Source organism: Mesorhizobium sp. M0894 (genome assembly GCF_040319725.1).
Lineage (GTDB): Bacteria > Pseudomonadota > Alphaproteobacteria > Rhizobiales > Rhizobiaceae > Mesorhizobium.
The window spans coordinates 131,770-158,748 of sequence record NZ_JAMYOG010000010.1 but is presented as its reverse complement, the minus strand read 5'-3'; the positions used below and the strand labels follow the sequence as shown (position 1 = coordinate 158,748).

The window sequence follows — 26,979 nt, the reverse complement described above, 5'->3', positions numbered from 1 at the left end:
GCGCGAAGGATCGCAAGCCTGCGTTTTTTATGTTTTTCCGACCGGATTCGCCCAACCGGAATTCGCCTAACGTCGCGTTACAAATGATCCACAAGCCGGCGGGACAGCGCCCCCCTCTGCCCTGCCGGGCATCTCCCCCACGAGGGGGAAATCGGCAGTTTCAGCTGATCATGCGCTGCCCTCGAGCGCCGGGCTCCGCCCAAAACGCTGCACCACGAAACGTCCCATCTTCTGGCCGGGCACTTCGATCAGCGTGTAGGTGATCCAGGACAGCAGGCACACCACCGGCAGAACGACGACAGTGACGACCGCAAAGCGCAGCGGCGCCGACAATTCGTAGCCGAACTGGGTGATGACCAGGGCCGCGACCGGCTGGAGAACCAGCAGATGGATCAAATAGATGCTGAAGGAAAGCTCACCCATCAGATGAAAGAACCTGTTGGCGAGCGTCATGGCGATCTTTCTGGCCACGATGCCCATCATTCCCGGCAGCATCCGGTAGAGAACCAGGGCAAAGAAACCCAATACGAGCGCTTCCCGCATCAAAAGCTTGCCAAGCCCATAGCCGCCGCCGAAGGGCAGCGCGGCCAGAGCCATGGCCAACGCCAGATATGCGAAGGGCCGCTTTTGCCTTTGATGGACGACGCCCGCCAGCAGCATCCCGCACAGGAAAATCTGCATCTTCAGCGGCAGAAACGACGGCATCGGAAAATGCACCGACAATTGCCCCATCAACAACACGATCGCGCTGCCGGTGGCCGCGACCAGAATGGCGCTCCATACCCAGTCAAGCCTGCGCACCAGCAGCATGATCGCCGGAAACACCGCATAGAACTGCATCTCCAGCCCGAGGCTCCAGTCCGGCAGCGGCGTGCGATAGGCGAAATTCGGCACCAGGCCGAACAGGAACAGCAGATGGGCGCCAATATTCTTCAGGCCGCTGTCGAGATAACGCTCGGGCGCCTGCGGCGACCTCAGCAGGAACTCGTCGATGACCATCCTCGACTGGTAGAGATAGGGGCCAAGCGCCAGGGCAGCGAACAGCATGACGTAGAACAGCGGCGCTATCCTGAAGTAGCGGCGGGTCCAGAATTTCAGCCAGGTTTCCGGCCTTTGCCAGGGCTCCTTGTCCTGGCGCAACTGGTAATGGAACACCATCAGGAAGCCGGACAGCATGATGAACAGATCGACGCCGAGGTCCGGTTCGCCGAGGATAGGAACCTGCCAGCCGGTCAACAGCAGGCAGTGCCCGATAAGCACCCAGATCGCGGCGAGCGCCCGAAGCCCGTCCAGGCACTCGATGCGCGATGCTTCCGTCATGCCGAACTTCTCGATAGCCATGTTGCAATGCAGCATGGCGGCTGAGGGAAGAATGTCAACCGTGCGGAAGGAACACGATTTGCGCTCGGTTGTTACGGAAAACGCGGAAGCTGCGATCTCCCCCCTCGTGGGGGAGATCGGCAGCATCACCCGCCTCTCTTCTTCACCAACCTTGCGTGCCGGCGCCAGTACCACCACGCCAGCACGCGGTTGCGGAACACTCTTCTCATCGCGCCCATGTCAAACCCCCAGCAGCACGCGGCGCTGGCCGGTGAGCTCACTGGGCGACAAATCGGTCTTCACCGTTCCCGCGGTCCCATCATTGGCCGCCAGCTGGGCCCGCAACGCGGCCTCGCGCGCCTGCACGTCCTTGTCGGCAATGGTCGGTGTCGGCGGCAACGGCTTCAGCGCCCGCGGCTTTTGAAAAAGGCACATGGTTTTCTCCAAAGTGAGAGCTTCTCGTCCAGTCGTAGAGCAGAAAATCCTCGCCGTTCCGGCCGTAGCCCGGCAGGCGGCAGCGTTGCGTGGCACCAAGCCGGGCCAGCCAGCGCAGCGCCAATTCATTGGCGGCCAGCGCTCGCGCCTCGACCCGCCAGGCGCCGTGCGCCGCAACCTGCGGCCCGAGCACGGCGTGAAAGAATTCCGTAATCCCAGGCACGCAGCGCCTCATGCGGCGCGTGCCCCAGCTCCAGGCGATCCACAGCCCGCTGCGCTGTTCGGCGGCGCCGAAGCCGGCCTCCGGATTGCCGTCGAGCTCGGCGACATAGGCAAATCCCTGCAGCGCCGTCAGCGCAAGCAAAGCCGGCGACCACTCGTCGAACTGGCAGTCGATCTCGGCTCGGTCCTCCGGCCGCAGGTTGGCGGCGATCTAGGAGAGATCGCGCAAAGTGGCGGGAATGATGCGGATGGTCATGTGGAGGCCAGAGCCATGGCGTGGCCTTCCTTGTCACGGGTATTTTTCGACGTTAGGCAGCCGCCACCACGTCGTGCAGGCGAATGATAGATGCGGGACCGTGGCAGGAAATTATCCGGTCGCCTGCCTCGTTCTGTGATGACTGGTGAAAGGCGACACCAAAAATGTACTTTCGATGAACCTCATAACCGGTCTCGCCGACGCGCTCGGCAAATATCCGCCAAAGAGCACCACCGCTCATGCCGCCATAAGTAGTTGGGCGACGCATATCGTCATCGAAGTGAAAAGTGACTTCTTTGATATCGTATCCACCAACAGCGCGTTCGCCAATGACACTGGCAAGCGTGGGGAGCGTAGTGAACATTGTCGTCAGTCCGTCGGTATCGGACACAGAGGCTTCAGAAAATTCCTCAACAACGCCGGCGACAACGTCGATGAAACTATCCTTTGGGAACCCCGTGGGGAATGGCTCGCTAAAGTTTCTTGAAAGGTTGTGGAAGGAGCAGCCCAGCGCTTCAAGTCTCACGACCTCGTTCACAGGCAACTGCAAAAAAGCAAGATCGGGAACGTCCCTGCCGCGATCGTTGTCGGGAAGGTCAAATCTGCGACAGTGTTCGATGACAAGGTGGTGTTTTTGTCGCTGTTTGTCGGGGCGACCAAAGTCCAAAAACGGGACTTCTCCTTCGCCGGGGAGTTCATCAAGCACATGACGCGCCGTCATCACGCCACGGCGCTCGCCAATCCGCACCAAAGAACCAGATCCGGCTGAGATCGCTCGTTCAGGGTTCCCCACCGAAGCAAAGCAAACCGAATAAGCACCAAGGCTTCGCTCAATATCTCGCATCGAAACAATTTTGTTCTGCACCTTCTGCAACCCTCATTTCACCCACAGTGCCCTACCAGCCGCGCCCCAGTTCGCCACGCATGAAATGAAACGCCTTGTGGAGTCCGGGGTGTCAAAGCATCATGGCAGAGGCAGGAGGGACGATCGTGCGATTTCTATTTATTGTTCTATTTATGTTACTGACCACGCACACAGGAGCGCAAGAGGCCCAAGGACTTGTTGCAGTCCAAGGCAATCATACCGCGCCCGCATATGACGAATCTAAGCCCAACGCGCAAAATGGCGGCGAGGAAATTTCCGAATATTGGGCGCTGCTGGGGCACCGATTGAAAATTACCGACTCGCTTTTGGTAGTTTTCACTTTGCTTCTATTCTTTGCGACCGTCGCGTTGTGGTGGTCCACTCGGCGACTGGTTCAAGGAGCCGACAAGACTGCCGAGAGGCAACTGAGGGCATACATCTCAGTTGATAGCCAAACCAATTCCAGACAAAGTAAAAATCAGCTCTTCCATTTTTACCTCACCATAGTCAACAACGGCTTAACTCCAGCCAACGAGGTAAGAATTCTCAGCAATGTTGAAATATTAAGCAATCCGATTGTACCAATTGGTTTCGACTATTCGATGAATGCTCCACCCGCTGGAACCGGTTTAGCAAGCGTAACGAGCATGTCTCCGCGCCAAATGATGAGACATACTACGATTGGCACCAGACTTTCTAGTCAGCAACTTAGAGAATTGGTACGCGGAAAGCTTTTTTTTCATGTTCGGGGGCGCGTATCGTATGAAGATATGTTTTCTCATTCTCGGGTGACAAACTTCAGCTTCGTAATATTTGTCGCTCCCGATAAGCGCCGCGAGACTGTGTGGCACCGCACGGAAGAACACAACAATTCCAGTTGAATGAATGCGGGCACGTATCGCGGAGGCTTGATCGCGTCGGCCAGCCACGCCGCAGTTAGCACGCTCACCGAAACGCCCCCAGCGGATCGCTCTGCCCGGCCTTGCGCCGCGCGGCTTTGAACACCGCCGGGTCGACCACCGCTTCCCTCAGCATCATCACGCCATAGCGGGTCGCCGCCATCAAATCGTCGCGCAACTTCACCACCTGGCCATCCCGGCGGTGATAGAGCCGGAACTCCTCGAACCACGGCAAAAGCGTCGAAAACACCTTGAAGCGGCCTGATTGCATGCGATCGAGCATGTCCATCAGCCCGGCCTCGACCGAGACCGAACCGTCGGCGAACTGCGCATGGCTGGCGAGCATGTTCAGCCCATGGGCTGAATATTGCTTCGCAAGTGCGGTGCCGGCGCCTTCCAGCGTCTCGCGGCGGCCGTCGCGCGGCCATGCCCATGGCAGCCATTCGCCCCATGGTTTCAACGTCAGCGCCTGCATGGCGGGAGTCTGCTGCGAAGCGCGGCAGGCCTTTGTGACATAGACGACATCGGCCTCCGTATCCCAGGCGAGCTCGACAGCCGCCGAGGGATGGTCCCAGCCGAAATCGAGTGCGCCGAGCCGCGGCCAATAGCGCGGCAGCGGGAACGGCTCACAGGCGATCAGCTCCTCGGCCACCGGAAATATGCGGCCGGAGCCGAGCACCGGAATGCCTTTGGCCCGCGCCTCACGCTCATGCGCCGGATAGGCGGCAATGATCTCGGCGCGCTGCTGCGGCGTATAATGCTCGGCATCGTCGATGGTCATGAAGGTGACGTGACGGGTCATTGTTTTTCACCCTCGCGGCATTGAATCATGGTGGCAGGTGTTGGACGTATGCTGCTGTTCGGTAAGATGTTTTCATGATGGCGGGACAGCGCCCCCCTCTGTCCTGCCGGACATCTCCCCCTCAAGGGGGGAGATGGCAGCTTCAGCGTCTCGCTTATCCGCAAGCATTGGAGATTGGCGAAAGCCAATGCGACATCCAATCTCCCCACTAGAGGGGGAGATGTCCGGCAGGACAGAGGGGGGCGCGAAGGAACGCGAGTTGCGCGATTTCGCAGCGCTGTCATCCCCTCCCCATCCCTCCCACCTGCTCCGCGGACAAAAACAGCAGCACCACGTCCGACATGCCGAGCAGCGGCGTGAACGTGACGATGGTGATGCCGCCGGTGGCGTTGGTGCGGGTCAGCCCTTCGGAATAGATGTCGAGCGGCGGCTCCTCGTCGAACCAGACGCCGTGCAGCGTTTCGCCCTGCCATTTCTCGCGGCCTTTCTCGTAGCTCTTGAACGACAGCACCGATTCGTCGGCCTGGACATCGCCGCCGCCGCCCCAGCGCACCACGACGCTGTCGAGCGCGCCCGGCGCCCGTCCCGCCATCGTGCTGACGAGGGCGTCGGCCGGGATCATCCCGGTGCCCCAGGCCGCCTGCTGCTGTGGCGGGCCGATCAGGATGCGCTGCGGGTTGTCGCGCGTGCTTTCACCGGTGACGCCGGCCGCCCACATCCGTACCGCACAATCGAAAACCTTGCCTTGCCACCAATCGGGATAGCGGCCGGTGAGGTGCATCGCCCACTCGGCGCCGCCCGCCCTGGTCTTGCCGAGCTGGTTGCCGGCCATGAACAGGCGCTCGCGATTGGTCGCGCCGGCTGCGTGAAATTCGGCCTGTCGGGGATAAGGCCGATAGGCGGCAAGCTGGTTAGTGCGGCGCCTCCGGTCCAGCTCCGCCAGCAGGCTGAGATATTCCTTCCTTGCCGCCCGGCTGGGCGAAGCCTTTTGCGAAGTCCGGCTTCTCGAGGAACGGCCTAAGGACGGCTTCGAGGCCGCGGATGCGCTGCCTGATTTCGTCATCGCTCAATGCATCCAGATTGTTGATGTTGACACTAAGATCCTTGGGCAGCACCGAGAGCACGAGCTTCAGATACTGATCGGGCTTTTCGGCGCGCACCTCGGCGATGACGCCGGCGCCATGGGCGCGGAAATCGGCGCGGATCGCTTCGAGGAAGCCGTCGGCCAGCGTCTTCTTCGCCCGCTTGGTTCGCTTGCCGGGTGCTTGATCGTGCGGCTGGGGATCGCCGGTGGAAGGAGCCTTGGCCATGCCCTACTCTGCCGTCCCGGCGGAGATCGCCGGCTTCTTGTTGGCTGGCCGCACAATGCGCTTGCGCGGCTTGGCCTTCTTGCCGGCGCGTGCCGACTTCGGCTTGTGCGGCTGGCTCGCCGGCTTCGCATCAGTCGGCGTGCCGGGCTTCATCGCACCGGCGTCAGGCAAGGCATTCAGCCGTGCCCTGAGAATTGCCACCGCCTTGCCGTCGAGTGCTTCCGACGGGAAGCCGAAGCCGCCGACCGCATCGACGGTACCGCCACGCAGCATACCGATCCGCACGCCGGCGGCGACCAGTTCGAAGCGGCCGATGCGTGCATAGGGTGCGGCGCCGGCGAACTCGCCAATGGCGCTGACGACCTCGTGGCCGTCATCGTCGGTGATGATGGTGGCGTAACGGTTGGACATGGGGATGTTCTCTGGGGTGGGCGCACGAGCGCGTTGCGGGATTCATGGTTGGTGATTTCGCGGTTCCGACGATCGTCAGGTCGCGTTCCTTCGCGCCCCTGTCCTGCCGGCCCCACAGCTGGCAGCTCACGTAACGTTTGGTCGAAAAGGAAGCCTGAAACAAAAAACCCGCCTCGGCGGGCGGGTCGTTGGAGCCAATTGGCACCATACCCAAATTAGTAGCATAGCTGCCGGCACAAAGCAAGAACAAAATGTGGCATCAGCGGAAAAAAATGCACTGACGACCTCGCACCCTTCATCGGTGGACGGCTGGAAAGAGGGGTTCTTTGGCGAGAAAGGCGGGGCATTGCGTGAGACTTGCGTTGATGGGATGGTGTTTGCGCTTGAGGGGAACGCGTCATGGACAATGTCACCAGTCACTACGGCAGCGACGGCATCATCGATCGCATCTTGGCCGCGATCCCGGACGCCGACCCGGCCGGCAAACTCGCCGCCGCGCAACTCTATCCATTCGATCAGCTCCATGGCCGCGAACTGATCGCCACGCGGGAGCATGCGGCCCGTCTTGCGCCTTCGCCGACAGATCGGATCCTGGATATCGGCAGCGGCATTGGCGGGCCGGCAAGGTTTCTGGCCTCGACCTATGGCTGCCAGGTCGACGGCATCGACCTGACGCCGGCCTTTGTCGCCGCGTCGAGCCGACTGACCGCCCTCAGCGGATTGTCCGACAAGGTTCGCTTCCATCAGGCCGACGCGACGAAATTGCCTTTTGGCGACAGCACCTTCGATGCGGCGATCTGCTTCTATGTCGGCATGAACATCGAGAATAAGGCCGCGGTCATCGACGAGGCCTGGCGCGTGCTGAAACCGCGGGGCAGGCTGATCTGGACCGAGGCCGTGCTCGCCGGCGGCGCGCCATACTACCCCATGCCATGGGCGGTTTCGCCGGCGACCAGTCACCTCGCCGATCGGGAAAAATTGAAAGCCCTGTTTGGCGATGCCGGGTTTCGCATCGACGAGATCGTCGACGAAACCGGCGAACATGTTGAGCTGGCGCTGAAGAGAGCCAATTCCGGCATCGTGCCCTCGCCGGCGCAGCAGCAGGCAAATGAAATCGTCATGGGCGCGGAATTCCTGCAGCGCCGCCGCAACTACATCCGAAGCCTGAGTGACGGAAAGCTCGCCTCGCTCGCCGTGATAGTCTCCAAACCGGCCTGAAACAAAAAACCCGCCTCGGGAGGCGGGTCGTCGGTGTGAATCAGCACCATACCCAGATTAGTAGCATAGCTGCCGGCACAAAGCAAGAACAAAATGTGGCGGCAGCAAAAAATGCGAGGTGGTGGGCGAGGCACACCGGCCGGCGAGACGCCACCGTCCGGATCAGAACAGGCATTCGCGCGTTTGAAGCTTAGCCAATGGGAGCAAAAGCCATGAATGTCGCCAATCTGCAACTCGAAGGCCTGCTTATGGCCATCGCATCGATCAATCAGGTGCTGGTCCGCAAGGGCGTGCTCTCTGTCGAGGAGATAGACATCGCCTTGCGCAAGGCCGAAGCCAGCGAGACCAACGAGGAAAGGTCCGAAGGCATGTCGGCGTCGAGCCGCGACGCCGTCAACTTCCCGATCCGACTGCTGGAGTTGGCCAATCAGTGTCAGCCGGAGACGGACATGCCGTCCTTCTCGAAACTGGCGCGCATGGTCGGTCAGATCAAGGAACCTTACAACGACCAGATGTGACGCGGCGATCATAACTGGCGCCGCGATCGGAGTTGACACAGCGATAACGGCTGCCGTGCCGGGCTGGCGGCGACTGCTAGCGGCCCTGCATGATCCTGATGACCTTGCTGTTGTCGGCGGTTGGCGAATGCAGCTTCACATAGTCGGCGTAGGTCAGTCTGCCACTGGCAATGGCATTGCTGATACGGCTGCACAGGGCCGTCTCGTACTTCGCCACGCTCACATTCATGAACGCAGCGTAAGTCTTCTTTTCGCCGAGCGACGTGGATTTCTCTCTTGCAATGCAGTCCTTGATGACCAGGCGCTTCACGGCAGGGCTGCCTTCAAGCGTGGCATGCATCGTGTTGAATTCGCCTTCGGTCAACGTGGTGCAGCCGGCAAGCAGTGACGCGCCGATCATGGCGGCAGCAAAACGCGTGGCGATGTTCATGAATTCCCCCTCAAGACCCGTGTCTTGCTTAGCCCGTCGAAAGTTGGAAGTACAGAGGGAATGCAGGCGCCTCTACAAAAAGCATAAACCTAGAACGCCCGTTACTTTAGCTGTCGCTTTTATTGCACTCGACCTGCGATGGCCTGAATGACGGGACCCGGCCGTGCTCGATGTCACGACGATGCTGGTGCGGATCGAGACGCCGGATCCGAAATTCCGGCATCACCCCCTGCCAAGCTTCAGCGCCAGGACGCGGCCTGGCCCGTGCACGGCGGCAAACAGCAGCCCGGCCAGGAAGGTGAAATGGTCGACGAAGAAGCCGAACTCCGCCTGGTTGCCGGCCCAGTGCGATGGCCCGTGGAAGGCGAAGCCCAGGAACAGCACATAGGCGCCGGCGACGAGTGCTGCCCAGGAGAAGAAGGCGCCGGTCAGGAAGCATAGGACGAGGACGACCTCGAGCAGGGCTGCGCACCAGGCCAGGAACAGCGGGAACGGAAATCCGGCCGCCGCGATATAGCCGGCGGTGGCGCCGATATCGATGAATTTGAAGGTCACGGCCATCAGGAAGACGGCGGCAAAGATCAGGCGGGCGACAAGGATTGCCGCGGTCTGCCACGGCGACTGAACGGATGATTGAGTGGTTTCCAAGGTCATGATGTCCTCCCAAGAGTTGCGACGGTTTCGCCCCAAGGACGCACCACCAGCCGCAAGCCCGACATCATCCCCCGAAAAACCTGCAGGATACAAGCGCGTAGCGGGCCAGACATTGCAGAACCTGGTTCCTCGCCCAATGGAGGCAGGGCGCATATGGGCAAGTGCCCCCTCACCCGGATTGCCAACCGAATTGCGAAGGGCAATTCGGGGCAATCCGACCTCTCCCCGAGGGGAGAGGAGGTCGCCTGCGTTGATGCCAGCCTCTTCTCCCCAGCGGGGAGAAGGTGGCCGCCCACGGGTCTTGCCTCCGGCAAGCCCGAGGACAGGCTCCGCGGCCGGATGAGGGGGACTCCCTATCGATTGCCTGCCTTTACTAGGGCGAGGAACCAGGTTCAGGACTACCCCACCTTGGCCCCCGGCTTGCTGATCGGCTCCCGTATCGTTCCATACTGGCTGCCCCAGCGGTCGGTCATCGCCCAGCGTATGTCCCAGAGCTCCGGGAAGAAGCGGTGGCGGGCGCCGGCCTCCAGCAATTCGACCGGCCGGCCCTTCAGCGATTTCGCGCCGAGGCCGATCGTGCGGTGGATGAGGTAGAGGTGGTTGGCGCGGAATTTCTGGAACAGCTCGTCGAACTCGACCAGCGCTTCGGCAACGACATAGCTGTCGCCGTGATCGTAGCCGGCATCGTAGACGTCCTCGACCGAGAGCCCGCGGCCATCGAGGTAGGACGCCTTGAAGGCCCGCCACAGATCGGGCGGCAGCCGCAGCAGCTGCTTGAAGCCCGGCGATTCCTGGCCGCTGCCATTGCCGAGCTGCAACCGGATCTGCTGGTATTCCTTGGGCGACATGGTTTCGAGCAGGTCGAGCTGCGCCGTCATCATGCGCATCAGCCGGTGCACGCGCCCCATCAGCGTGACGATGCGATGCGTGTCCTGCTTTTCCAGGAAATCGACGACGTCGACCAGCGTATAGGCGATGAGCTTCATCCACAGTTCCTCGACCTGATGCACGATCTGGAACTGCAGCTCGTCGGCATTGACCATCTCGGCCAGCGGCTTCTGGCAGGCGAGCAGCCTGTCGCATTTGAGGTAGACGCCATAGTCGCGCATCTCAGGCGTTTCGATGCGGGCATAATAGTCCTGCTTGTCCATGGCCATGCTCCTTGCCCCGGCCGTCGGGCCGCAGGCGCTTGTTGGGTCCCGGTTCCCGAGTCTAATCGCTTTCTTGCCGAACATTGTCCCTTTCTGTTATTCGGCTGGCGGGAAACGAAGGACAAAAACTGCATCTGAAGCGGAAGGAAAGAACGAATGATGCTGGATGCGGTCGACCGGAAGATCGTCGCGGCGCTCGAACGCGATGCCCGCATCTCCTTTGCCGCGCTCGCCGACGAGGTTGGCCTGAGCAAGACGCCGTGCTGGAAGCGGGTCAAGGCGCTGGAGGACGCCGGCGTCATCCGCGGCTACTCGACCCGCATCGACCCGGCCAAGCTCGGCTTCGGCATCGAAGCCTTTATCCAGGTGTCGATCGATTTCGAGCTGTCGGACGCCTTCGAGGCGGCAGTGCAGAAGCATCCGCTGATCCGCCGCTGCCACGCCACGACAGGCGAGGCCGACTATCTCCTGCAGATCGTCACCGTCGACATGATGGCGCTCGACAGGATGCTGCGCGAGGAGCTCAGCCGGTTACCCGGCGTGCGGCGCACGATCACCTCGATGGCGATGCGCGAGATCAAGGGCGGCATCTCGTTCGCCAATGCCGTCGGGCATACGCAGACAAAGCGATAGACGGGCGGCGGGGCGGCGCCCCGGTCAGGCCCTCGTCACCAATTCGCGCCCCAGCCGCTTCGGTGGCTCGGCGCGCAGAACCACATTTGTCGTCACCGTGCCGTAGTGGCCGATGCTGTCGACGATGCTTTCAAGGTCGGGCGGTGACGGGACGACGACCTTGACCAGAAAACAGTCCTCGCCGGTCACCCGCAGTACCTCGATCACCTCCGGCAACTGGGCGAACTTCTTCAGGCAGGCCTGGATATGCTCATGCGTGGTGCGCAAGCGGATGACCGCCATGGTGCCGAGCCCGAGCGCTGCCGAATTGATCACCGCCTTGTAACCGGTGATGACGCCGCGCTCCTCCAGCCGCTTCACCCGTTCCGAAGCGGCGGGCTGGGACAGGCCGACGCGGCGGCCAAGCTCGGAGATGCCGATGCGGCCATCCTCCTGCATGATCTCGATGATCGCCAGATCGGTGGGATCGAGCCTTGGCCGATAATCGCCGTTCCGCATGATCACCTTTAATCCATCGGATTTCTTCGCTGCTTTCCGATGATCTCTCATTCCGCCGCCTGGGAGAAGACCTAGAATTGCGCGCGTTGCATCAGGAGAGAAGGGCTTCGCATGACCGAATTCATCATTGTGCCGGGCATCGGCGGATCGGGCAAAGCCCACTGGCAGACACGTTGGCAACAGGCGGACCTGGCGATGCGGCGGTTCAGCCCGGCGAGTTGGGACGCGCCGGACTTCGACGACTGGGTGGCTGCGCTGGAAGCCGCCGTAGGCCTGGCAAGGACACCACCGGTGCTCGTCGCCCATAGCCTCGGCTGCCTGCTGGTCGCGCACTGGCAGCGGATCTCGCCCCGCGAGGTCGGCGGCGCGTTGCTGGTTGCGGTTCCGGACCCTGCGTCGCCGGCCTTCCCCTCCTCCGCCCGCGCCTTCGCCGAGACACCGCAACAACGGCTTCGCTTTCCCTCGCTGATTGTCGCCAGCACCAACGATCCCTACGGCTCGCTGGACTATGTCAGGGCAAAATCCGAGCGCTGGGGCAGCGATCTCCATATCGCCGGACCGCTTGGCCACATCAATGGCGACAGCGGGCTCGGCGACTGGCCGGCGGGAATGGAGCTGCTGACGGCTTTTCTCGGGCAAACGCAAGCAAGCGCCCGAGGCGCCGTGCTTCAGCCGTGACCGCATCACGACGGCTACCGCGCCGCCGCCCTGACCTGGTTGCGCCGCGATGCCGCGCCTCAGTTCGATGCTGCGGCCGGCGAGCTGAGTTCGAGGAACGGTACGGTTGAGCCCGGGATCATCGACTTCGGCAATTCCCCGTTCCATCTCTCCGCCTTGGTCAGTTCGACCAGCAGCGGATTGTTGGCGATTGCGGCGGCGCGGGCCTTGATGGCTTCCGCGGTCGCCTCGCCTTCTATCCTGGTCTTGTAGGCGCTGGCTTCGGCTTCGGCCTTGACGCTGTCGGCGCGGCCCTTGGCCTGGGTGACGGCGATGTCGGCCTTGATCTTTTCCTGCTGCAGGTTTTGTTCCTGCTTCTGCACCTCGACCTGCGCCGTCATCCTGGCTTCGACCGCCTGCTCGTAGGCGTCGGAGAAGTCGATGTTCTCGACCTGCACGCTGTCGATCATCACCGGGCCATCGGTTACCGCCGCAATGGCCTCGGCGACGTCCTTGTTGAACTTCGCCCGGTTCTGGATCACCGACACCGCGTCGTACTGGCCGAACACCGTCTTGATTTCCTGCGGTGCTTTCCTGGCGATGACACGGTCGGCCAGTGCCTCGATCGACCCGTAATTGGTGTAGACGTTGCTGACTTCGGCGGCCGGCACGTGGAAATTGACGGTGACGCGCATGTCCGCCGGCTGCTGGTCGCGCGAATAGGCCTGCATGGCCGGCAGGCCGCTGCAATCGTTCTGGTTCTCGCAGCCCCATTTGAGCACCTGCTGGCGCAGGCTGATCTTCTCGACGCGCTGCAGCCATGGCAGCTTGAAATGCAGCCCGGGATCGACGACCGAGCTCAGCGCCCCGTTGGTCAAGAGCACGCCGCGGTCGCCCTGGTCGATCGTGTACCAGGATCCCAGGAGCGCAAAGACGCCGAGCGCCACGATGACGAGGGCGATCAGGCCGGAACCGATCGACGCCGTCCCCGGCTTGCCCTGCGGACGGCCCGAATTGCCTTGCGTATCGGTCATTGCCCCACCCCAACTTGATTGCCCGTGCTGGTTTTGCCCACAATAGTGGCGGCATTGCAATCCTCTGGACATGGAAGGATGTTCGCGCCGGCCGGTCGGACCGGCCGGGTGGTTCGGGCCGGCCAGGGCAATTCCCTACGCCGAAATTGCTTTACGGCACCTGCGTAATGCTGCCGCTGCCTCTGACCTCCGAACGCCGCATGGTCGGGTGCCCATAGACGTCGACGTCACCGCTGCCGGAAATCGTGACGTCCGCATACGCTTGTGCGGTAATCTCCGCATCGCCGCTGCCGCGGATCTCGATCCGCGCGGATTGGGCGATAAGGTTCCTGAGCCGGCCGGTGCCCGAACCGCGGATATCCAGATCGACCGTCTGGGCGGTTCCGGTTGCGGTAACGCTGCCGCTGCCGCGGATGTTCAGCTGCAGCCCGGGCTGATTGATCTGCGACAGGGCAAGGTCGCCGCTGCCGACCACTTTCCAGTCTGAAATTGCCGGCCCCGACACGCTGACATCGAATCGGGACGCGAACCAGCCCGGTTCGCAATCCAAGGTGAGCCTGCTGCCTTCCATCCGCACATGGTCGATCAGGGTCGACTCGCCGCTGACGACGGCCTCGGCCTTGTCACCCGGCTGATAACGGACTGAAGCCGGCAAAGCGATCGTGAAACTGCCGTCGTTGCGGAACGGCAGCGTGACCTCTTTTCTGGTCGATGTGGTTGCTCCGCAGGTGGATTGTCCGCCAATCCATGAACCCCCGGCGTTGATCCAGTCCGGCCCGGCCAGCCCGATGCCGACGGCCAGGAAGAGCGCGGCGCCGGCCAGTCCCGCCGCTGCGACGAATGCCAGTTTTCCAGTCATGGTCCGTTTCCTTCAACGTGATGACAAATTGCGATCTTGGCACCGCTCAAGCCTGGTTGCGGTCCGGGTGGGTCAGACGGGAATGCATCCGGGCATAGCGCCCGAAGACCTGTATGCCGGCGCTCGACCCCAGCAACAGCAGGGCGCCGCCGCCGAGGAACCCGCACACCAGTCCGGCGCCGATGAAGACGCGGCCAAGCATCGCCGTGAGCGTGCCGCCGGGCTCGAACAGCAGCGTGGTCAGAATGATCTTGATGCCCAGCGCACCGATGGCGACAAGCGTGATGCCAAGGCCGAGCGCAAGCACGACCGCGGTGATGAGCAGCGGCAGCAGGAAGACGATGTCGACGAAGGCAAGGCCGGCAAGCGCGAACGTCGCCGCCAACATGTTCGACACGCTCCAATGAGTTTCAAAACGGCGCAGCCCAGCTTCGGCGCGGAGTTCGCGGGCAAGCCTGGCCGGGTCACCCAGGGCCGCCGCGACCTCCGCTTCGCTGCGGCCCGAGGCATCGGCGAAATGGGCGGCGTAGTCGCCAATAATATCCTCGATCTCCTGAGTTGGCAGCCGGCGAGCCCCAGTCTCAATTTTCGCAGGAAGGCATCCCTGGTCATGGCAAATCCTCAAGAAGTTTGTCGACTGCGCCCGCGAGCGAGCGCCAGTCGCGGTGATGAGCTTCGAAAGCCTGCTGGCCGAGCGGCGTGAGCCGGTAATATTTGCGCGGCGGCCCGCTGCTCGACTCGACGATGCGGGTGGCGACGAGGCCGTCATTCTGCATCCGCCGCATCAGCGGATAGATCGTGCCTTCTCCCATGTTCACAGCGGCGACCAGCGTGCTGGCGATCTCGTAGCCATAGCTTTCGCCCCGCGACAGCACGGCCAGGACGCACACCTCGAGAGCGCCTTTTCGCAACTGCACCTGGATCGAGTCGGTCATGCGTAACTTCCAATTCAATGGCTGTATATAACACGCTACCTGTTTATGCAAGGTAGCGATTGGTAGCTCGCCATCAGGCTAGGCGGACAATGGAGATTGGCTTTGAAAACCGCTTGTCTGTTTGACGCAGTTCCGGACGGAAAACCGCCGACACTTTTCTGGAACCGCTTTAGCGGACTTCCACTCCAGCCGCAGCGCCGCGCTGGTAGGCGTTGCCTGACGCGTCCTTCTGCCGTTCGGCATCGCTTTTGCGCTTCGGGCAATCCTCGTAATTGTGGTCACGCCCACCGCAGTAGGAGCAGCATTTTGCCGGCGCGTCGGAGCGAAGCATCGTTGGCATGCACAAGAATGCACGAAAACCCGACAGATTGCTAAGGCTGCGGCACCGGCAAGGTCGATTTCGCCACGGAACCGCTGCCGTCGCATGAAAGTTATCTGCTCATTGCAACCGGAGCACAGGACATGGCCGACGACCAGAACCGCTACGAGACCGGAGCGAGGAAATATCCGGCAAAGACGAGCCCCGACGCGGCCGACGAATTCTCGCAGGATGCGGCCGGCAACAAGCCACCTCCCGGCGGCATGGGATTGACCAGGCCGGCTGACGATTTCGACGACAAGACCCGGCATTCGGAGGGCCAGAACCCGCCGCGCGCAGCGATCCGTCCAGACGGCAAGGCTACCGTCAAGAAGCCCGGCAAGGACGCAAGACGATGAACGTCGCCAATCTCCAGCTCGAAGGACTGATGATGGCAATCGCGGCCGTCAACAACGCGCTGGTCCACAAGGGCCTGTTATCGGTCGACGAAGTCGACATGGCGTTGCGCCGAGCCGAGGCGGCGATGACCAGCGACGAGCGTCTCTATGAAGACATGTCGCCGTCCAACCGCGACGCCGTCTGCTTTCCGCTCAGGCTGCTGCAGGCGGCCAACAATGCCCAGGGCGAAACCGGCGTGCCGTCCTTTGCCGAACTGGCCAGGATGGTCGGCCGGACCAAGGAGCCCTATAACGACCAGATGTGATGGAGGACGCCATGGCCGACGACAAATCCAAGACCAAGCAGGATCGCAAACTGGTCTCCGGCGAAGAGCCATACGAGGTCGCTGCGTTTGCCCGCAAATACGGCATACCGCAAAGCGAGGCCGCGACCATTATCAAGCGCTACGGCCCCTCGAGGAGGAAGCTCGACGCGCATATGGCGAGCCGCAACGCCTGATCCACGTTGGCGGCCGGCGCCGCTCACGCCAGAAGCGTCCCTGCCCTGCCGCCTTGTCGAGATCCGCCCCGCCGGGCGGCCTGCTGTGTGTCAGGCTCGCCGCTGCGGGATTCAACGCCTGGTTTTGATAGCCGTGGAATACTCTCGCGGCGCAACAACTCATTTACCTCGACACTGTACCAGTCCGGTGAGCAAAGCCGGGGGGTCGGATGCAGGAACAACTATTGCGCTACGAATGTGTCTTGGAGCCGAACGGACGATGGATGGTGTGGGACATCGTTCACGATCTGCCGGCGCAATTTTCGCAGATCGCGCTGATCGGCCTGAGCCGTCGTGAAGCGGTTTCGCTCTGCCGGCTGCTCAACGAGACGAGCCGTTCCGAGACGCGGCAGAGCCGGGCCTCCTGAGAAGCGCGTGCGTCTCAGGCCTGCCCAAGCTCGGGGGATTTACATGCGATCGACAATATTCGGTCTGGTCCTGTTGCTGCCGGCCGCCGCCCTGGCGGAGCCGATCGAGACCCAGAAGATCATCACGGCGGCGACCGGCGACTGGAACGGCGATGGCGCCGCCGATCTGGCGATGATCGTCGAGACCGAGCCCGGCTATTCCATGGACCTGCATTTGTTCCTCAGGGACCGCGACGGCAATTTTCTCAGGCCTGCCGGGGTCGTGCATGAACAGATTTACGCGGAATGGAAGGACTACGACCGGCCAGGCCCCGCCACATCCGACGCCGAGCCCGAACTCACCGCGCTCCCCAACGGCTCGATCAAGCTCTATATTCCGGCGATGGAGATCGGCAGCGAGCGGACCAACAAGACGCTGACGCTCGCCTGGCGCAACGGCACGTTCGTCGTCGCCGGTTTCGCCTACGAATATTGGGATTACATGGACGACAATGTTGCCGGCCACTGCGACTACAATGTGCTGACCGGCAAGGGCAAAAGCAGCAAGAAGCTGGCGGACGGCACCACCAGGCACGCGACCGTATCGGTCGAAGGCAAGGTCATCCCGTTCGCGGAGTGGACCCCAGGCACTGGCTTCAGCGCTTGCGGAGCGTGAGAGGTTTCGGTTGCCTCACTGCAGCGGCGGCTTCCACAGCAGGCTGTTGCGATCGGCGGATTTGACACGCAGCCAGGTTTCGCGGCCGTCGCGCAGCACCCGGATCGGGATCTCGGCGCCCGCCGGGCCGCTCTTCCACAGCTTGCGATAAAAATCGGCGAGCCCGTCGACCGCCGCGTCGCGGACATCCGAGATGACGTCGCCCTGGCGTAGGCCCGCCTGGGCGGCCGGGCCGCCCTCGGCGACGCTCATCACCACGACCTTGCCGTCGCTCTCGGCCGAGAAGGCGCCGAGCCACGGCCGCGGCGGCCTGGCGACCTGGCCGCGCGTCAGGAGATCGTCGAGGATAGGCGGCAGCAGATCGATCGGCACCACCATGTTGATGTCGGCGACCTCACCGTTGCGGCTCATCTGCAGGCGCAGCGAACCGATGCCGAGCAGCCTGCCATCAGCGCCGATGAGGCCGGCGCCGCCCCATGAGGGGTGGGCCGGCGCCGTGAAGATCGCTTCGTCGAGCAGATATTCCCAATAGCCGGCGAATTCCTGCTTGGTGACGATCTGCGCCCGCACCGAGCGGCCGACGCCGTCGGCGAGCACGACGGGATCGCCGATCTTCGCCCTGGACGCATCACCGAGCGCAATGGCGGGCAGTCCGAGCGGCGCCAGCGCCTGCACCAGGCCGAAGCCCGATTCCTGATCGTAGGCGAGCGCATGGGCGGGCACCACGCGGCCGTCCTGGTCGGCCAGCCAGACCTCCTCGGCCTCGGTGATGAGATAGCCGATGGTGAGCACCAACCCGTCGCCGCGGATGACGACGCCGCTGCCTTCGCGGCGGGTGCCCAGCGCGTCTGCCGTGAAGGCGTCTTCGGGGACGGTGGCGCGGACGGCCACGATGGATCGCAAAAGGGGCTCGATATTCATGCTTTGGTTCCTGGCAATGTTCGCAGGCTGATATGAGGTTCGCAGGCCGATATGGGCTATAGGTATGGCGCAGGTGACCAGGCGCAAGAGGCGGCGCCGGCTTTGGTGTGGACCGGCGCCTCGCCGTTGGCGCCGGGGTTTTGCAACAGCGCCGGCCGCCCTATCTGTACCTACGGCTATCCGAAGCTGTCCTATGCAAAGTTCCTCCTCCATCACCCAAGTTGATACCCTGAGATCCTCCCCAATCCTTCCAATCCCCAATCCTTCCAATCCAAAGGCCTCCCGACATGAACGACTACACAACGGACCAATATACGCCGCCAAAAGTCTGGACCTGGAACAAGCCAAATGGCGGCGCTTTCGCCAACATCAACCGGCCGATCGCCGGCCCGACGCATGACAAGGAACTGCCGGTCGGCAAGCATCCGCTGCAGCTTTATTCGCTGGCGACGCCGAACGGCGTCAAGGTGACGATCATGCTGGAGGAGCTTCTGGCGCTCGGCCACAGCGGCGCCGAATACGACGCCTGGCCGATCAGGATCAATGACGGCGACCAGTTCGGCAGCGGCTTCGTCGAGGTCAACCCCAACTCCAAGATCCCGGCCATGATGGACCGCAGCGGGAAAAAGCCGATCCGCATCTTCGAATCCGGTTCGATCCTGCTCTATCTCGCCGAAAAATTCGGCGAATTCCTGCCGACAGAGCAGCCGGCTCGTGCCGAAACCCTGTCATGGCTGTTCTGGCAGATGGGGTCGGCGCCCTATCTCGGCGGCGGCTTCGGCCATTTCTATGCCTATGCGCCGATGAAGATCGAATATGCCATCGACCGCTTCGCCATGGAGACCAAGCGGCAGATGGACGTGCTTGACCGGCGCCTCGCCGAAAGCGAGTATTTAGGCGGCAGCGACTACACGATTGCCGACATCGCGGTGTGGCCCTGGTATGGCGGCCTGGCCAAGGGCCGCATGTATGATGATTCCGGCGAGTTCCTGCAGGTGGAAGAGTACAAGAACGTGCAGCGCTGGGCCGACGCCATCGACGCCCGGCCGGCGGTGAAGCGCGGCCGCATGGTCAATCGCACCTTCGGCGAGCCTTCGATGCAGCTGCACGAGCGCCATGACGCCAGCGACTTCGAGACGAAGACGCAAGACAAGCTCGAGGCGGCCAAAAGCTAAGCGGACGACGCGCCGATCTCCCCCCTCGTGGGGGAGATTGGCAGCTTCGGCTGGCTCGCCTCCACCGCCGCCATCCACAGCCGGTCGATATCGGCCAGGAATTTCTCGTCGAGCTTGTCGAGGTGCTTCCAGTACATGCCGTCCTCGAAGAAATAGCCGAGTTCCTTCTCGATCCTGTCGGCCTCCTCCGCCTGATCGAGTTGCAGGCCGGCAAGCATCTCCGCCTTCATTTCCGAAAGCTGCGAGGAAGACAGCGCGCCGAGCTCGTCGAGCGTCAGCCGCGGGAAGATCAGCCGGCTGCGCGGCAGGTCGGATAGGTTGACGCACAGGCACCCGCGCCGGAGCGCATGGATGAGCAGGCGGGCCGACTTCGCCTCGAGGTTGCGCAGCGTGACGTCGTTGCGCAAAGGGTCGGCGCGGCCGACGCCATAAAAATGCGTGTTGCCGGGCTGGTCGTAGATCATGTCGCAGCCAAGGAATGCCAGCACGTCGGGCTTCTGGCTGTGGATCGTCCAGTAGGCCGCCGTCATCGACATGGTGCCGCCGGCAAGACGAAGCCGCCAAAGCTGTTTTGCGCCGGAACGTAATGCGAGGCGCTGAAGATCTGCGCCTGCTGCAGGGGATCGCCTTGCGGCATCCGCTCCGCCGGGAAATCGCCGGCATGGACGAGGAAATCCCAGTCGGGGCGCACGCGCCAGGCATTGTTGATGGCGACGATCTTGCCGAAGGCCTGCTTGGGCCAGGCCGCGCAGCGCACCACATCGGGGGCGCTGCCGATCAGCAGAATCACGTTTGGCGTTCCGTCGATCACCATACCCCCTCTCGACCGACCGAAATGCATCTCAAGGCCGCCCGGTTGAACGGCTTTATAGCCTCAACGCCGCATCGAAACACCAGCCGGATTTAGGCTGACATCAACAAAAGGGAGCTTTGCCAGCCGGTTGTAAAGTGTGGCCTCAGGCACCGTCGTACAAGCAGGAGGCAGGTTTTCCCGCTAGCCCAAAACCGACGATATGAGTTGGGCGATATATATTAGTTGACTAAACTAGCGGAACGTCCAATGCACATTCCCAGAACCGAACATGTCCTGTCTAGACCATGATATCTATATGGGACATTACTACATAAGCTGAACGCGACCTCGACGGTTCGGTGGCTGCGCGTCCCCTACTCCCCAGCAACCTCCCTGTACGCCCTCACAACCCCATCAAGCCCACGTATCTGCCACGTCTCCCCGTCCCGCGCCTCGAGATAGGACCGGCCGAGCGGCACTTTCCCTCCGCCGTCCGGCAGGTCCAGCACATAGACGGGGTTGCAGATGCCCGACAGGCGCGCACGCAAGGCGCTGACCAGCGCCTGGCCCTCGGCGATCGTGGTGCGCCGGTGCGCCATGCCGCGCGCGAGATCGCCGTGGTGCAGGTAATAGGGTTTGACGCCAAGGCGGTACATCAGCTCGCGGCACAGCTCTTCCAGCACCTCGACCGTGTCGTTCACGCCTTTCAGCAGAACGCTCTGGTTCAGCAGCACGAAGCCGCCCTGCCTTAAAGTACGGCAGGCCCGCTCGGTCGCCTCGGTGATCTCGCGCGGATGGTTGAAATGGGTGACGACCGTGACCATCAGCCGGCCCTGCAAGGCTTGAACCAGCCCGCCGGTGACGCGCGAGGGCAGCGCCACGGGCACGCGGGTGTGGATGCGCAACAGCCGCACGTGCTGGATCGCCTCGACGCGGGCGCGGATTTCCGTCAGCGCCTTGTCCGGCAGGGAGAGCGGATCGCCGCCGGTCAGAATCACCTCGCGGATTTCCGGATGGGACTCGATGTAGGCGAACGCCGGCTCCAGCGCCTCGCGCGAAAAACCCCGGCCGATCGAGGTCAGCGACTCCTTGCGAAAGCAGAACCGGCAATAGACCGCGCATTGATAGGTCGGGAACAGCAGAACCCGGTCGGCATGGCGATGCGTCAATCTCGGCACCGGACTGAAGGCGTGGTCGGCGATCGGATCGTCGAGCTCGCCCTCCTGCTCCGTCAGTTCATTGGGCGACGGGATGACCTGAAGCCGTATCGGATCGGCCGGGTCGCTCCAGTCGATCAGGTCGAGATAGGCCTTGGGAATGCGAACCTTGTGACGCGTGGCCGCGGCTTCGGCCGCCGCGCGCTCGGCAGGCGACAGCGGCAGGGAATCCAGATCGCCTATGTGCCGCACGCCCTCGCGAACATCGTCCTGCCATGCGGCATCCGCCTCGTCGGCACGCTCGTCATCGGCTGTCATGCCGGCCGCATCGACGGCCATGCTGGCGTCGGGGATGTCGGGATGTGAGGTCATGGAGGCTCCTTGAATTCGGGCTGGGTACAGCATTGGAGCCACGACTTGAAGGCAATAAGCGGTGTTGGGCCGGTTGGAGTGCGCGGCCAGGAGGCGGCGGCCGTCCACTGATCAGAAACCAACGTCCCGCCCGCTGACGCATAACATTAGCTTGCTCTTATATTAGCTTGAGCGTATACACATAAACGGCCGGTAATCTACCCCCCACCGGTTAGGCTCGGCGCCAGTCCCTCCCTACCCCTCAGGTCAACGACGCCGGGCCGCTCGGCCGCCGCAATTGAGGCGACCGACCAGTTCTCTTCGATGTTGATCATGTCCCTCCTCGACCCGGCAGCTGGGTGAATGCATCGGCGATGTCCGCGTCTCTTCCCGTCGCCGGCCGCGGTCGCTAATCTCGGATCGCGAAAAAGCTGGAGAACAGGGAATGGCGAACGACTTGTCGCCAAGGCTTTTGGCGATCGTCAACGCGCTGCCCTTGCGGCCGGGCATGCGCGTGCTGGAGATCGGCTGCGGACCAGGTGCTGCAGCGCGCGAGATCGCGCGCCGGATCGGCGGCGGGCACGTGCTGGCGATCGACCGCTCGGCCAAGGCCATCGTGCAGGCCAGGGCCGCCTCGCGCGCCGAGATTGCGGCAGGCCGGTTGAGTCTTCGCCAGGTCGCGATCGAAGACTTCGAGTTGGAGGCCGACGAGAAGCGCTTCGATATTGCCGTTGCGGTGCGCGTCGGCGCGCTGGATGGGCGTCATCCCGAAGCAGGAGAAATCGCCCTGCGGCGGCTCGGCGCCGCGTTGACCACGCAAGGCCAGCTGTTCATCGATGGCGGCGATCCGCTGCGCGAAATTGCGATACACGGCTGAGCAGCTCGTGCTTAGCCTCAGGAATCGAGCGGCAGAGCTGGGTCCGCGCCTCAGCTCCTCAACCCCGGCGCCTCCTGCCCGGTGCGCTCGACATACTCCGTATAGCCGCCGCCATAGGTATGAATCCCCTCGGGCGTCAGTTCCAGCACCCGGTTCGACAGCGCCGCCAGGAAATGCCGATCATGCGAGACGAACAGCATGGTCCCCTCGTACTGCGACAGTGCCGTGATCAGCATCTCCTTGGTGGCGATGTCGAGGTGGTTGGTCGGCTCGTCCAGCACCAGCAAATTGGGCGGATCGAACAGCATCAGCGCCATCACCAGCCGCGCCTTCTCGCCGCCCGACAGCACGCGGCATTTCTTCTCGATCTCGTCGCCGGAAAAGCCGAAGCAGCCGGCCAGCGCCCTGAGCGGCGCCTGGCCGGCCTGCGGAAACGCGTCTTCCAGCGTCTGGAACACGGTGCGCTCGCCCTCCAGCACTTCCATGGCGTGCTGGGCGAAATAGCCCATCTTGACGCTCGGGCCGCGCGCCACCGTGCCATTATCCGGCTCGGAAGCGCCAGCCACCAGCTTCAGCAGCGTCGACTTGCCGGCGCCGTTGATGCCCATCACGCACCAGCGCTCGCGGCGACGCACCTGAAAATCCAGCCCCTCGTAGATCGAGCGGCTGCCATAGCTTTTGTGGATGTTCTTCAGCGTCACCACGTCCTCGCCGCAGCGCGGCGCCGGCTGGAAGTCGAACGACACTTTCTGGCGGCGCTTGGGCGGCTCGACACGGTCGATCTTGTCCAGCTTCTTCACCCGGCTCTGCACCTGGGCGGCATGTGACGCCCGCGCCTTGAAGCGCTCGATGAAGGCGATCTCCTTGGCCAGCATCGCCTGCTGGCGCTCGAACTGCGCCTGCTGCTGCCGGTCGGCAATCGCCCGCTGCTGCTGGTAGAATTCGTAGTTGCCGGAGTAAGCGGTCAGCGAGCCGCCGTCGATCTCGACCACCTTGTTGACGATGCGGTTCATGAACTCGCGGTCGTGCGAGGTCATCAGCAGCGCGCCGTCATAGTTCTTCAGGAACTGCTCCAGCCAGATCAGGCTTTCGAGGTCGAGATGGTTGCTCGGCTCGTCGAGCAGCATGGCGTCGGGCCGCATCAAAAGGATCCTGGCGAGCGCGACGCGCATCTTCCAGCCGCCGGACAGCTTGCCGACGTCGCCGTCCATCATCTCCTGGCTGAAGCCGAGGCCGTCGAGCACTTCGCGGGCGCGCCCATCCAGCGCATAGCCGTCGAGTTCCTCGAAGCGGTGCTGCGCCTCGCCGTAGCGGGCGATGATCTCGTCCATCTGGTCGGCCTGGTCAGGGTCGCCCATGGCGTGCTCGAGCTCGCGCATCTCGGCCGCCACTTCGCTCACCGGCCCGGCGCCGTCCATCACTTCGGCGACGGCGCTGCGGCCGGACATGTCGCCGACATCCTGGCTGAAATAGCCGATGGTGACGCCGCGATCGACCGAGACCTGGCCTTCGTCAGGCTGCTCCTCGCCGTCGATCATGCGAAACAGCGTCGTCTTGCCGGCGCCGTTGGGACCGACCAGCCCGACCTTCTCGCCTTTCTGCAAGGCGGCCGAAGCTTCGATGAAGACGATCTGCCTGCCGTTCTGCTTGCTGATGCTTTCGAGACGAATCATGGTTTTCCGGGAAAGGCCAAAGGAGCGTTCCCGCGCCAATACGCGATAGGCCGCGCTTGCGGAAGCCCGCAAGTGGTGAGGTGCCCCGCGCCAAATTGTCTGAACCCGCCAGTTTCTTCCCGGCTGGATCAGGCTTTGACGGCGTAGGGATGAGCCGGCGGATCAGCTATCGGTCAGGGCTTTTGTCGTCACCAGTTTAACCCCGGTGGCGGCAAATGCCGCATTGTGCCGGGCGATGATCTCCGCGGCCGTCTCGCTGGCGGCGTCGAGCGTGCTGTGGGCGTCGGAAACCACCGTGACGCCCAGGCCCGCTGCAAAGGCGCCCTTCACCGTGGCCGCCACGCAGAAATCGGTCTGCGCGCCGATGAGAACGACCTCGCCGGCGCCCTGCCCGGCCACCCATTCTGCAAGGGCTGCATTGCTGAACGCATCGCCGACACGCTTGGCGAAAGTCGGCTCGTCCTCGGCCTGGCCAAGCGCCGGCCACACCGGCCAGCCCGGCTCACCCGGCGCCAGAGGATCGCCCTGCGGCCCATCATGCCGGACGAAGGCGACTTTGCGCCCGTTGCGCCGTGCCCATTCGATCAGCGCGCGGGTCCGGGCAACCATGCCGTCGGCATCATGGATCGGCGGCTCGGCAACGCCGTCGAACATGCCGGTCTGAAGGTCGATCACGATGAGCGGTGCGGTGGCCGCGGGGCTGGTCCCTGACATGGATGCGAGCATAGCGTGGGTGGTAGGTGGGTCAAGGATGCTCGGCGCCGCCGTTGAAGCCGCCGATCTCCCCCCTCGTGGGGGAGATGTCCGGCAGGACAGAGGGGGGCGTGAAGTATCGCGGCCCTTCGCAAAGTAGCCTGGCGGCCCCGGTGCACGATCACGCCCGGCCCGATGTCCCATCCTCGCCAAAAATCCCGGTCACCCAGTCGATGAACACGCGGACCCGCGGCGCGAGCTGGCGGTTCTGCGGGTAGAGCGCCGACAGCGGTGTCGGTGACGGCGGGTAGTCCGGCAGCACTTCGACAAGCGTGCCGCGCGCGAAATCCCCGGCGAAGCGGTAATGCGGCGCCTGCACCAGGCCGAAGCCGAGGCGCGCCAGCTCCGCCATCGTGTCGGAGCCGTTGACCGTCACCCGGTTGGGCAGGCTGACATAGCGCAACGCGCCGCCAACGGTGAATTCGAGCGGCATGACCTCGCCGGTCCGCGACGAGCGGAAGCCGACCATCAGATGGCCTTCGAGATCGTCGGGGGTTGCCGGCATGCCGTGCTTTTCGAGATAGGCGGGGCTGGCGCAGGTGACTTCGCGCAATGTTGCCACCCGCCGCATGATCATGCCGCTGTCGGCCTGTTCGCCGGAACGCAGCACGCAGTCGATGCCCTCGCGCACCAGATCGACCAGCCGGTCGCCGTCGCCGATATGCAGGTCGATCCCGGGATAGCGGTCGAGGAACTCGGAAAGCCGCGGCAGGATGAAATGGCGGGCCATGAAGCCATGCACGTCGATCCTCAAAAGGCCCTGCGGCTGCGCCGATTGAAAGCCTGCCTCGGCATCCTCGACATCGGCAAGGATGGCGAGGCAGCGCTGGTAATAGGCCTGGCCGTCCAACGTCGGGGTGACATGGCGCGTGGTGCGTTCGAGCAGCCTCACCCCCAGCCGCGCCTCTAGGTCCTTGATCGCCTCGGTGGCGGTCGATCGCGACATCGAGAGATCGGCGGCAGCCGCGGTGAAGCTGCCGCGCTCGATCACACGGGCAAGCAGGCGCATCCGGTCGAGACTGTCCATCGCCATTGTTCGCCATATCCGAATGGTGTTGGCAAGTCCCGAGCGATTATCCCGCAGGATTTATCGCCTATTTTCAGCCGACAAGAATTGGAGAGCTGACATGACTGCGCGGAATGGAAAGGTGGCGTTGGTGACCGGCGCCTCGAAGGGTATCGGTGCCGAAATTGCCAGGCGCCTGGCACGCGACGGCTTTTCGGTCGTCGTCAACTATGCCAGAGGCGCAGAAGCCGCCGAAGGCGTGGTGCGCGAGATCGAGGCGGCAGGCGGCACGGCGATCGCAGTTCAAGCCGATGTCGGTGATCCCAAGGGGGTCGCGCATCTGTTCGACGCAGCCGAGCAGGCCTTTGGCGGCCTCGACGTGCTGGTCAACAATGCCGGCATCATGAAGCTCGCGCCGATCGCGCAGACGGACGACGCCGGTTTCGAGCAACAGGTCGCGGTGAACCTCGGCGGCGTCTTCCGCGGCATGCGCGAGGCCGCAAGGCGGCTGCGCCAGGGCGGCCGCATCATCAGCTTCTCGTCCAGCGTGGTCGGGCTCTACCAGCCGACCTACGGTGTCTACGCTGCCACCAAGGCCGGCGTCGAGGCGATGACCCATGTGCTGGCCAAGGAACTCGGGCCGCGCGGCATCACCGTCAATGTCGTGGCGCCGGGGCCGGTGGCCACCGAGCTGTTCCTCGGCGGCAAGTCCGAGGCACTGGTCGAGACGATCACCAGGATGATCCCGCTCGGGCGGCTCGGCCAGCCTGCCGACATCGCCGGCGTGGTGTCGTTCCTCGCCGGACCGGACAGCGGCTGGGTCAACGGCCAGGTGCTGCGCGCCAATGGTGGCACGGTCTGACTTTACCTCCAACAGCCAACAGGAAA

The 26,979-nt window shown here is 63.2% G+C and carries 35 protein-coding genes and 1 pseudogene; 13 read left to right on the top strand and 23 right to left on the bottom strand.

What is annotated here, in order from left to right; genetic code table 11:
- Positions 1-168: 168 nt before the first annotated feature.
- The 3 genes from NKH91_RS20450 to NKH91_RS20440 all read right to left on the bottom strand — a co-directional run bounded on the left by NKH91_RS20450 (position 169) and on the right by NKH91_RS20440 (position 3,107).
- Positions 169-1,341 carry an acyltransferase family protein gene (locus NKH91_RS20450; protein ID WP_352844578.1) on the bottom strand — a complete coding sequence of 391 codons (1,173 nt, stop codon included), beginning with the start codon at positions 1,339-1,341 and terminating at the stop codon, positions 169-171.
- A gap of 298 nt (positions 1,342-1,639) precedes the next feature.
- Entirely contained in the window at positions 1,640-2,119 is a 480-nt protein-coding gene (locus NKH91_RS20445) for a hypothetical protein (protein ID WP_352844580.1), read from the bottom strand.
- Between the two features lie 166 nt (positions 2,120-2,285).
- The gene (locus NKH91_RS20440) at positions 2,286-3,107 is read right to left on the bottom strand and encodes a hypothetical protein (RefSeq protein ID WP_352815642.1); all 822 of its coding nucleotides are present in this window, start codon (positions 3,105-3,107) and stop codon (positions 2,286-2,288) included.
- 92 nt (positions 3,108-3,199) lie between these two features.
- Here NKH91_RS20440 and NKH91_RS20435 point away from each other — a divergent pair, with 92 nt between their 5' ends.
- On the top strand, positions 3,200-3,979 hold the full coding sequence (locus NKH91_RS20435; RefSeq protein WP_352815641.1) for a DUF8453 domain-containing protein: 780 nt from the start codon (positions 3,200-3,202) through the stop codon (positions 3,977-3,979).
- Positions 3,980-4,043: 64 nt separating this feature from the next.
- On the opposite strand, the gene NKH91_RS20430 is transcribed toward NKH91_RS20435, so the two are convergent.
- The 4 genes from NKH91_RS20430 to NKH91_RS20415 all read right to left on the bottom strand — a co-directional run bounded on the left by NKH91_RS20430 (position 4,044) and on the right by NKH91_RS20415 (position 6,520).
- Positions 4,044-4,799, bottom strand: a complete 756-nt coding sequence (locus NKH91_RS20430) for a phage terminase large subunit family protein (protein WP_352816574.1) — start codon at positions 4,797-4,799, stop codon at positions 4,044-4,046.
- A 280-nt stretch (positions 4,800-5,079) separates the two neighbouring features.
- A complete protein-coding gene (locus tag NKH91_RS20425; RefSeq protein WP_352496073.1) occupies positions 5,080-5,631 on the bottom strand; it encodes a terminase large subunit domain-containing protein in 552 nt (183 codons plus the stop codon).
- A 79-nt stretch (positions 5,632-5,710) separates the two neighbouring features.
- A complete protein-coding gene (locus NKH91_RS20420) occupies positions 5,711-6,109 on the bottom strand; it encodes a hypothetical protein (RefSeq protein ID WP_023718144.1) in 399 nt (132 codons plus the stop codon).
- 3 nt (positions 6,110-6,112) lie between these two features.
- Positions 6,113-6,520 carry a hypothetical protein gene (locus tag NKH91_RS20415; RefSeq protein WP_352481621.1) on the bottom strand — a complete coding sequence of 136 codons (408 nt, stop codon included), beginning with the start codon at positions 6,518-6,520 and terminating at the stop codon, positions 6,113-6,115.
- Between the two features lie 399 nt (positions 6,521-6,919).
- On the opposite strand from NKH91_RS20415, the gene NKH91_RS20410 reads away from it, so the two are divergent.
- Together NKH91_RS20410 and NKH91_RS20405 are read left to right on the top strand one after the other, a co-directional pair.
- The gene (locus NKH91_RS20410; RefSeq protein WP_023718142.1) at positions 6,920-7,738 is read left to right on the top strand and encodes a class I SAM-dependent methyltransferase; all 819 of its coding nucleotides are present in this window, start codon (positions 6,920-6,922) and stop codon (positions 7,736-7,738) included.
- Positions 7,739-7,950: 212 nt separating this feature from the next.
- Entirely contained in the window at positions 7,951-8,256 is a 306-nt protein-coding gene (locus NKH91_RS20405) for a hypothetical protein (RefSeq protein WP_023675713.1), read from the top strand.
- Between the two features lie 76 nt (positions 8,257-8,332).
- Here NKH91_RS20405 and NKH91_RS20400 read toward each other — a convergent pair whose 3' ends face one another.
- The 3 genes from NKH91_RS20400 to NKH91_RS20390 all read right to left on the bottom strand — a co-directional run bounded on the left by NKH91_RS20400 (position 8,333) and on the right by NKH91_RS20390 (position 10,491).
- Positions 8,333-8,686, bottom strand: a complete 354-nt coding sequence (locus NKH91_RS20400; RefSeq protein ID WP_023718140.1) for a hypothetical protein — start codon at positions 8,684-8,686, stop codon at positions 8,333-8,335.
- A gap of 222 nt (positions 8,687-8,908) precedes the next feature.
- The gene (locus NKH91_RS20395) at positions 8,909-9,340 is read right to left on the bottom strand and encodes a DoxX family protein (protein WP_352481623.1); all 432 of its coding nucleotides are present in this window, start codon (positions 9,338-9,340) and stop codon (positions 8,909-8,911) included.
- Between the two features lie 398 nt (positions 9,341-9,738).
- Positions 9,739-10,491: a tryptophan 2,3-dioxygenase family protein gene (locus NKH91_RS20390; RefSeq protein WP_352481624.1), complete on the bottom strand. Its 753-nt coding sequence runs from the start codon at positions 10,489-10,491 to the stop codon at positions 9,739-9,741.
- Between the two features lie 159 nt (positions 10,492-10,650).
- Here NKH91_RS20390 and NKH91_RS20385 point away from each other — a divergent pair, with 159 nt between their 5' ends.
- Positions 10,651-11,124 (top strand): Lrp/AsnC family transcriptional regulator, encoded by a 474-nt coding sequence (locus tag NKH91_RS20385; RefSeq protein WP_036244522.1) that lies wholly within the window; start codon positions 10,651-10,653, stop codon positions 11,122-11,124.
- Positions 11,125-11,148: 24 nt separating this feature from the next.
- Here the strand turns inward: NKH91_RS20385 and NKH91_RS20380 are convergent, their stop codons facing one another.
- On the bottom strand, positions 11,149-11,622 hold the full coding sequence (locus NKH91_RS20380) for an Lrp/AsnC family transcriptional regulator (protein ID WP_023718137.1): 474 nt from the start codon (positions 11,620-11,622) through the stop codon (positions 11,149-11,151).
- 111 nt (positions 11,623-11,733) lie between these two features.
- Between NKH91_RS20380 and NKH91_RS20375 the strand changes: the two genes are divergently transcribed.
- Positions 11,734-12,300 (top strand): RBBP9/YdeN family alpha/beta hydrolase, encoded by a 567-nt coding sequence (locus NKH91_RS20375; protein WP_352481625.1) that lies wholly within the window; start codon positions 11,734-11,736, stop codon positions 12,298-12,300.
- A 59-nt stretch (positions 12,301-12,359) separates the two neighbouring features.
- On the opposite strand, the gene NKH91_RS20370 is transcribed toward NKH91_RS20375, so the two are convergent.
- The 5 genes and pseudogenes from NKH91_RS20370 to NKH91_RS20350 all read right to left on the bottom strand — a co-directional run bounded on the left by NKH91_RS20370 (position 12,360) and on the right by NKH91_RS20350 (position 15,447).
- Positions 12,360-13,313, bottom strand: coding sequence for a prohibitin family protein (locus NKH91_RS20370; protein WP_023718135.1), 954 nt, complete (start codon positions 13,311-13,313; stop codon positions 12,360-12,362).
- A 151-nt stretch (positions 13,314-13,464) separates the two neighbouring features.
- Positions 13,465-14,172, bottom strand: a complete 708-nt coding sequence (locus tag NKH91_RS20365) for a GIN domain-containing protein (protein WP_352481626.1) — start codon at positions 14,170-14,172, stop codon at positions 13,465-13,467.
- Between the two features lie 46 nt (positions 14,173-14,218).
- A pseudogene (locus NKH91_RS20360) lies at positions 14,219-14,784 on the bottom strand (DUF1700 domain-containing protein).
- On the bottom strand, positions 14,781-15,107 hold the full coding sequence (locus NKH91_RS20355) for a PadR family transcriptional regulator (protein ID WP_352844582.1): 327 nt from the start codon (positions 15,105-15,107) through the stop codon (positions 14,781-14,783). Before NKH91_RS20355 ends, NKH91_RS20360 begins: the two are co-directional and overlap by 4 nt.
- Before the next feature lie 169 nt (positions 15,108-15,276).
- Positions 15,277-15,447, bottom strand: a complete 171-nt coding sequence (locus NKH91_RS20350) for a hypothetical protein (protein WP_352642923.1) — start codon at positions 15,445-15,447, stop codon at positions 15,277-15,279.
- A 122-nt stretch (positions 15,448-15,569) separates the two neighbouring features.
- Here NKH91_RS20350 and NKH91_RS20345 point away from each other — a divergent pair, with 122 nt between their 5' ends.
- From NKH91_RS20345 to NKH91_RS20325, 5 genes are all read left to right on the top strand, one after another.
- Positions 15,570-15,824, top strand: coding sequence for a hypothetical protein (locus NKH91_RS20345; RefSeq protein ID WP_023718130.1), 255 nt, complete (start codon positions 15,570-15,572; stop codon positions 15,822-15,824).
- Entirely contained in the window at positions 15,821-16,129 is a 309-nt protein-coding gene (locus NKH91_RS20340; protein WP_023675703.1) for a hypothetical protein, read from the top strand. Before NKH91_RS20345 ends, NKH91_RS20340 begins: the two co-directional genes overlap by 4 nt.
- An 11-nt stretch (positions 16,130-16,140) precedes the next feature.
- The gene (locus tag NKH91_RS20335) at positions 16,141-16,323 is read left to right on the top strand and encodes a DUF3606 domain-containing protein (protein ID WP_023675702.1); all 183 of its coding nucleotides are present in this window, start codon (positions 16,141-16,143) and stop codon (positions 16,321-16,323) included.
- A gap of 209 nt (positions 16,324-16,532) precedes the next feature.
- Positions 16,533-16,730, top strand: a complete 198-nt coding sequence (locus NKH91_RS20330; protein ID WP_031193725.1) for a hypothetical protein — start codon at positions 16,533-16,535, stop codon at positions 16,728-16,730.
- A gap of 43 nt (positions 16,731-16,773) precedes the next feature.
- A complete protein-coding gene (locus tag NKH91_RS20325) occupies positions 16,774-17,385 on the top strand; it encodes a hypothetical protein (protein ID WP_352844583.1) in 612 nt (203 codons plus the stop codon).
- A gap of 15 nt (positions 17,386-17,400) precedes the next feature.
- Here NKH91_RS20325 and NKH91_RS20320 read toward each other — a convergent pair whose 3' ends face one another.
- A complete protein-coding gene (locus NKH91_RS20320; RefSeq protein WP_023718127.1) occupies positions 17,401-18,306 on the bottom strand; it encodes a S1C family serine protease in 906 nt (301 codons plus the stop codon).
- 287 nt (positions 18,307-18,593) lie between these two features.
- Here NKH91_RS20320 and yghU point away from each other — a divergent pair, with 287 nt between their 5' ends.
- The gene (gene yghU, locus NKH91_RS20315) at positions 18,594-19,481 is read left to right on the top strand and encodes a glutathione-dependent disulfide-bond oxidoreductase (RefSeq protein ID WP_352844584.1); all 888 of its coding nucleotides are present in this window, start codon (positions 18,594-18,596) and stop codon (positions 19,479-19,481) included.
- Here yghU and NKH91_RS20310 read toward each other — a convergent pair.
- From NKH91_RS20310 to NKH91_RS20300, 3 genes are all read right to left on the bottom strand, one after another.
- Complete coding sequence (locus NKH91_RS20310) at positions 19,478-20,017, bottom strand: hypothetical protein (protein ID WP_352884854.1); 540 nt, start codon at positions 20,015-20,017, stop codon at positions 19,478-19,480. The genes yghU and NKH91_RS20310 overlap by 4 nt on opposite strands.
- Entirely contained in the window at positions 20,008-20,271 is a 264-nt protein-coding gene (locus NKH91_RS20305) for a hypothetical protein (protein ID WP_352884853.1), read from the bottom strand. The genes NKH91_RS20310 and NKH91_RS20305 overlap by 10 nt, the downstream gene beginning before the upstream one ends.
- 377 nt (positions 20,272-20,648) lie before the next feature.
- The gene (locus NKH91_RS20300) at positions 20,649-21,770 is read right to left on the bottom strand and encodes a KamA family radical SAM protein (RefSeq protein WP_502899009.1); all 1,122 of its coding nucleotides are present in this window, start codon (positions 21,768-21,770) and stop codon (positions 20,649-20,651) included.
- Between the two features lie 457 nt (positions 21,771-22,227).
- Between NKH91_RS20300 and NKH91_RS20295 the strand changes: the two genes are divergently transcribed.
- Complete coding sequence (locus NKH91_RS20295; protein WP_352844585.1) at positions 22,228-22,659, top strand: SAM-dependent methyltransferase; 432 nt, start codon at positions 22,228-22,230, stop codon at positions 22,657-22,659.
- 50 nt (positions 22,660-22,709) lie between these two features.
- On the opposite strand, the gene NKH91_RS20290 is transcribed toward NKH91_RS20295, so the two are convergent.
- The 3 genes from NKH91_RS20290 to NKH91_RS20280 form a co-directional block, all read right to left on the bottom strand.
- The gene (locus tag NKH91_RS20290) at positions 22,710-24,332 is read right to left on the bottom strand and encodes an ABC-F family ATP-binding cassette domain-containing protein (RefSeq protein WP_352643612.1); all 1,623 of its coding nucleotides are present in this window, start codon (positions 24,330-24,332) and stop codon (positions 22,710-22,712) included.
- Positions 24,333-24,494: 162 nt separating this feature from the next.
- Complete coding sequence (locus NKH91_RS20285; RefSeq protein WP_352844586.1) at positions 24,495-25,046, bottom strand: isochorismatase family protein; 552 nt, start codon at positions 25,044-25,046, stop codon at positions 24,495-24,497.
- A gap of 160 nt (positions 25,047-25,206) precedes the next feature.
- Positions 25,207-26,112, bottom strand: coding sequence for a LysR family transcriptional regulator (locus NKH91_RS20280; protein ID WP_352844855.1), 906 nt, complete (start codon positions 26,110-26,112; stop codon positions 25,207-25,209).
- A gap of 100 nt (positions 26,113-26,212) precedes the next feature.
- Here NKH91_RS20280 and NKH91_RS20275 point away from each other — a divergent pair, with 100 nt between their 5' ends.
- On the top strand, positions 26,213-26,953 hold the full coding sequence (locus NKH91_RS20275; RefSeq protein ID WP_352643618.1) for an SDR family oxidoreductase: 741 nt from the start codon (positions 26,213-26,215) through the stop codon (positions 26,951-26,953).
- Positions 26,954-26,979: the final 26 nt, after the last annotated feature.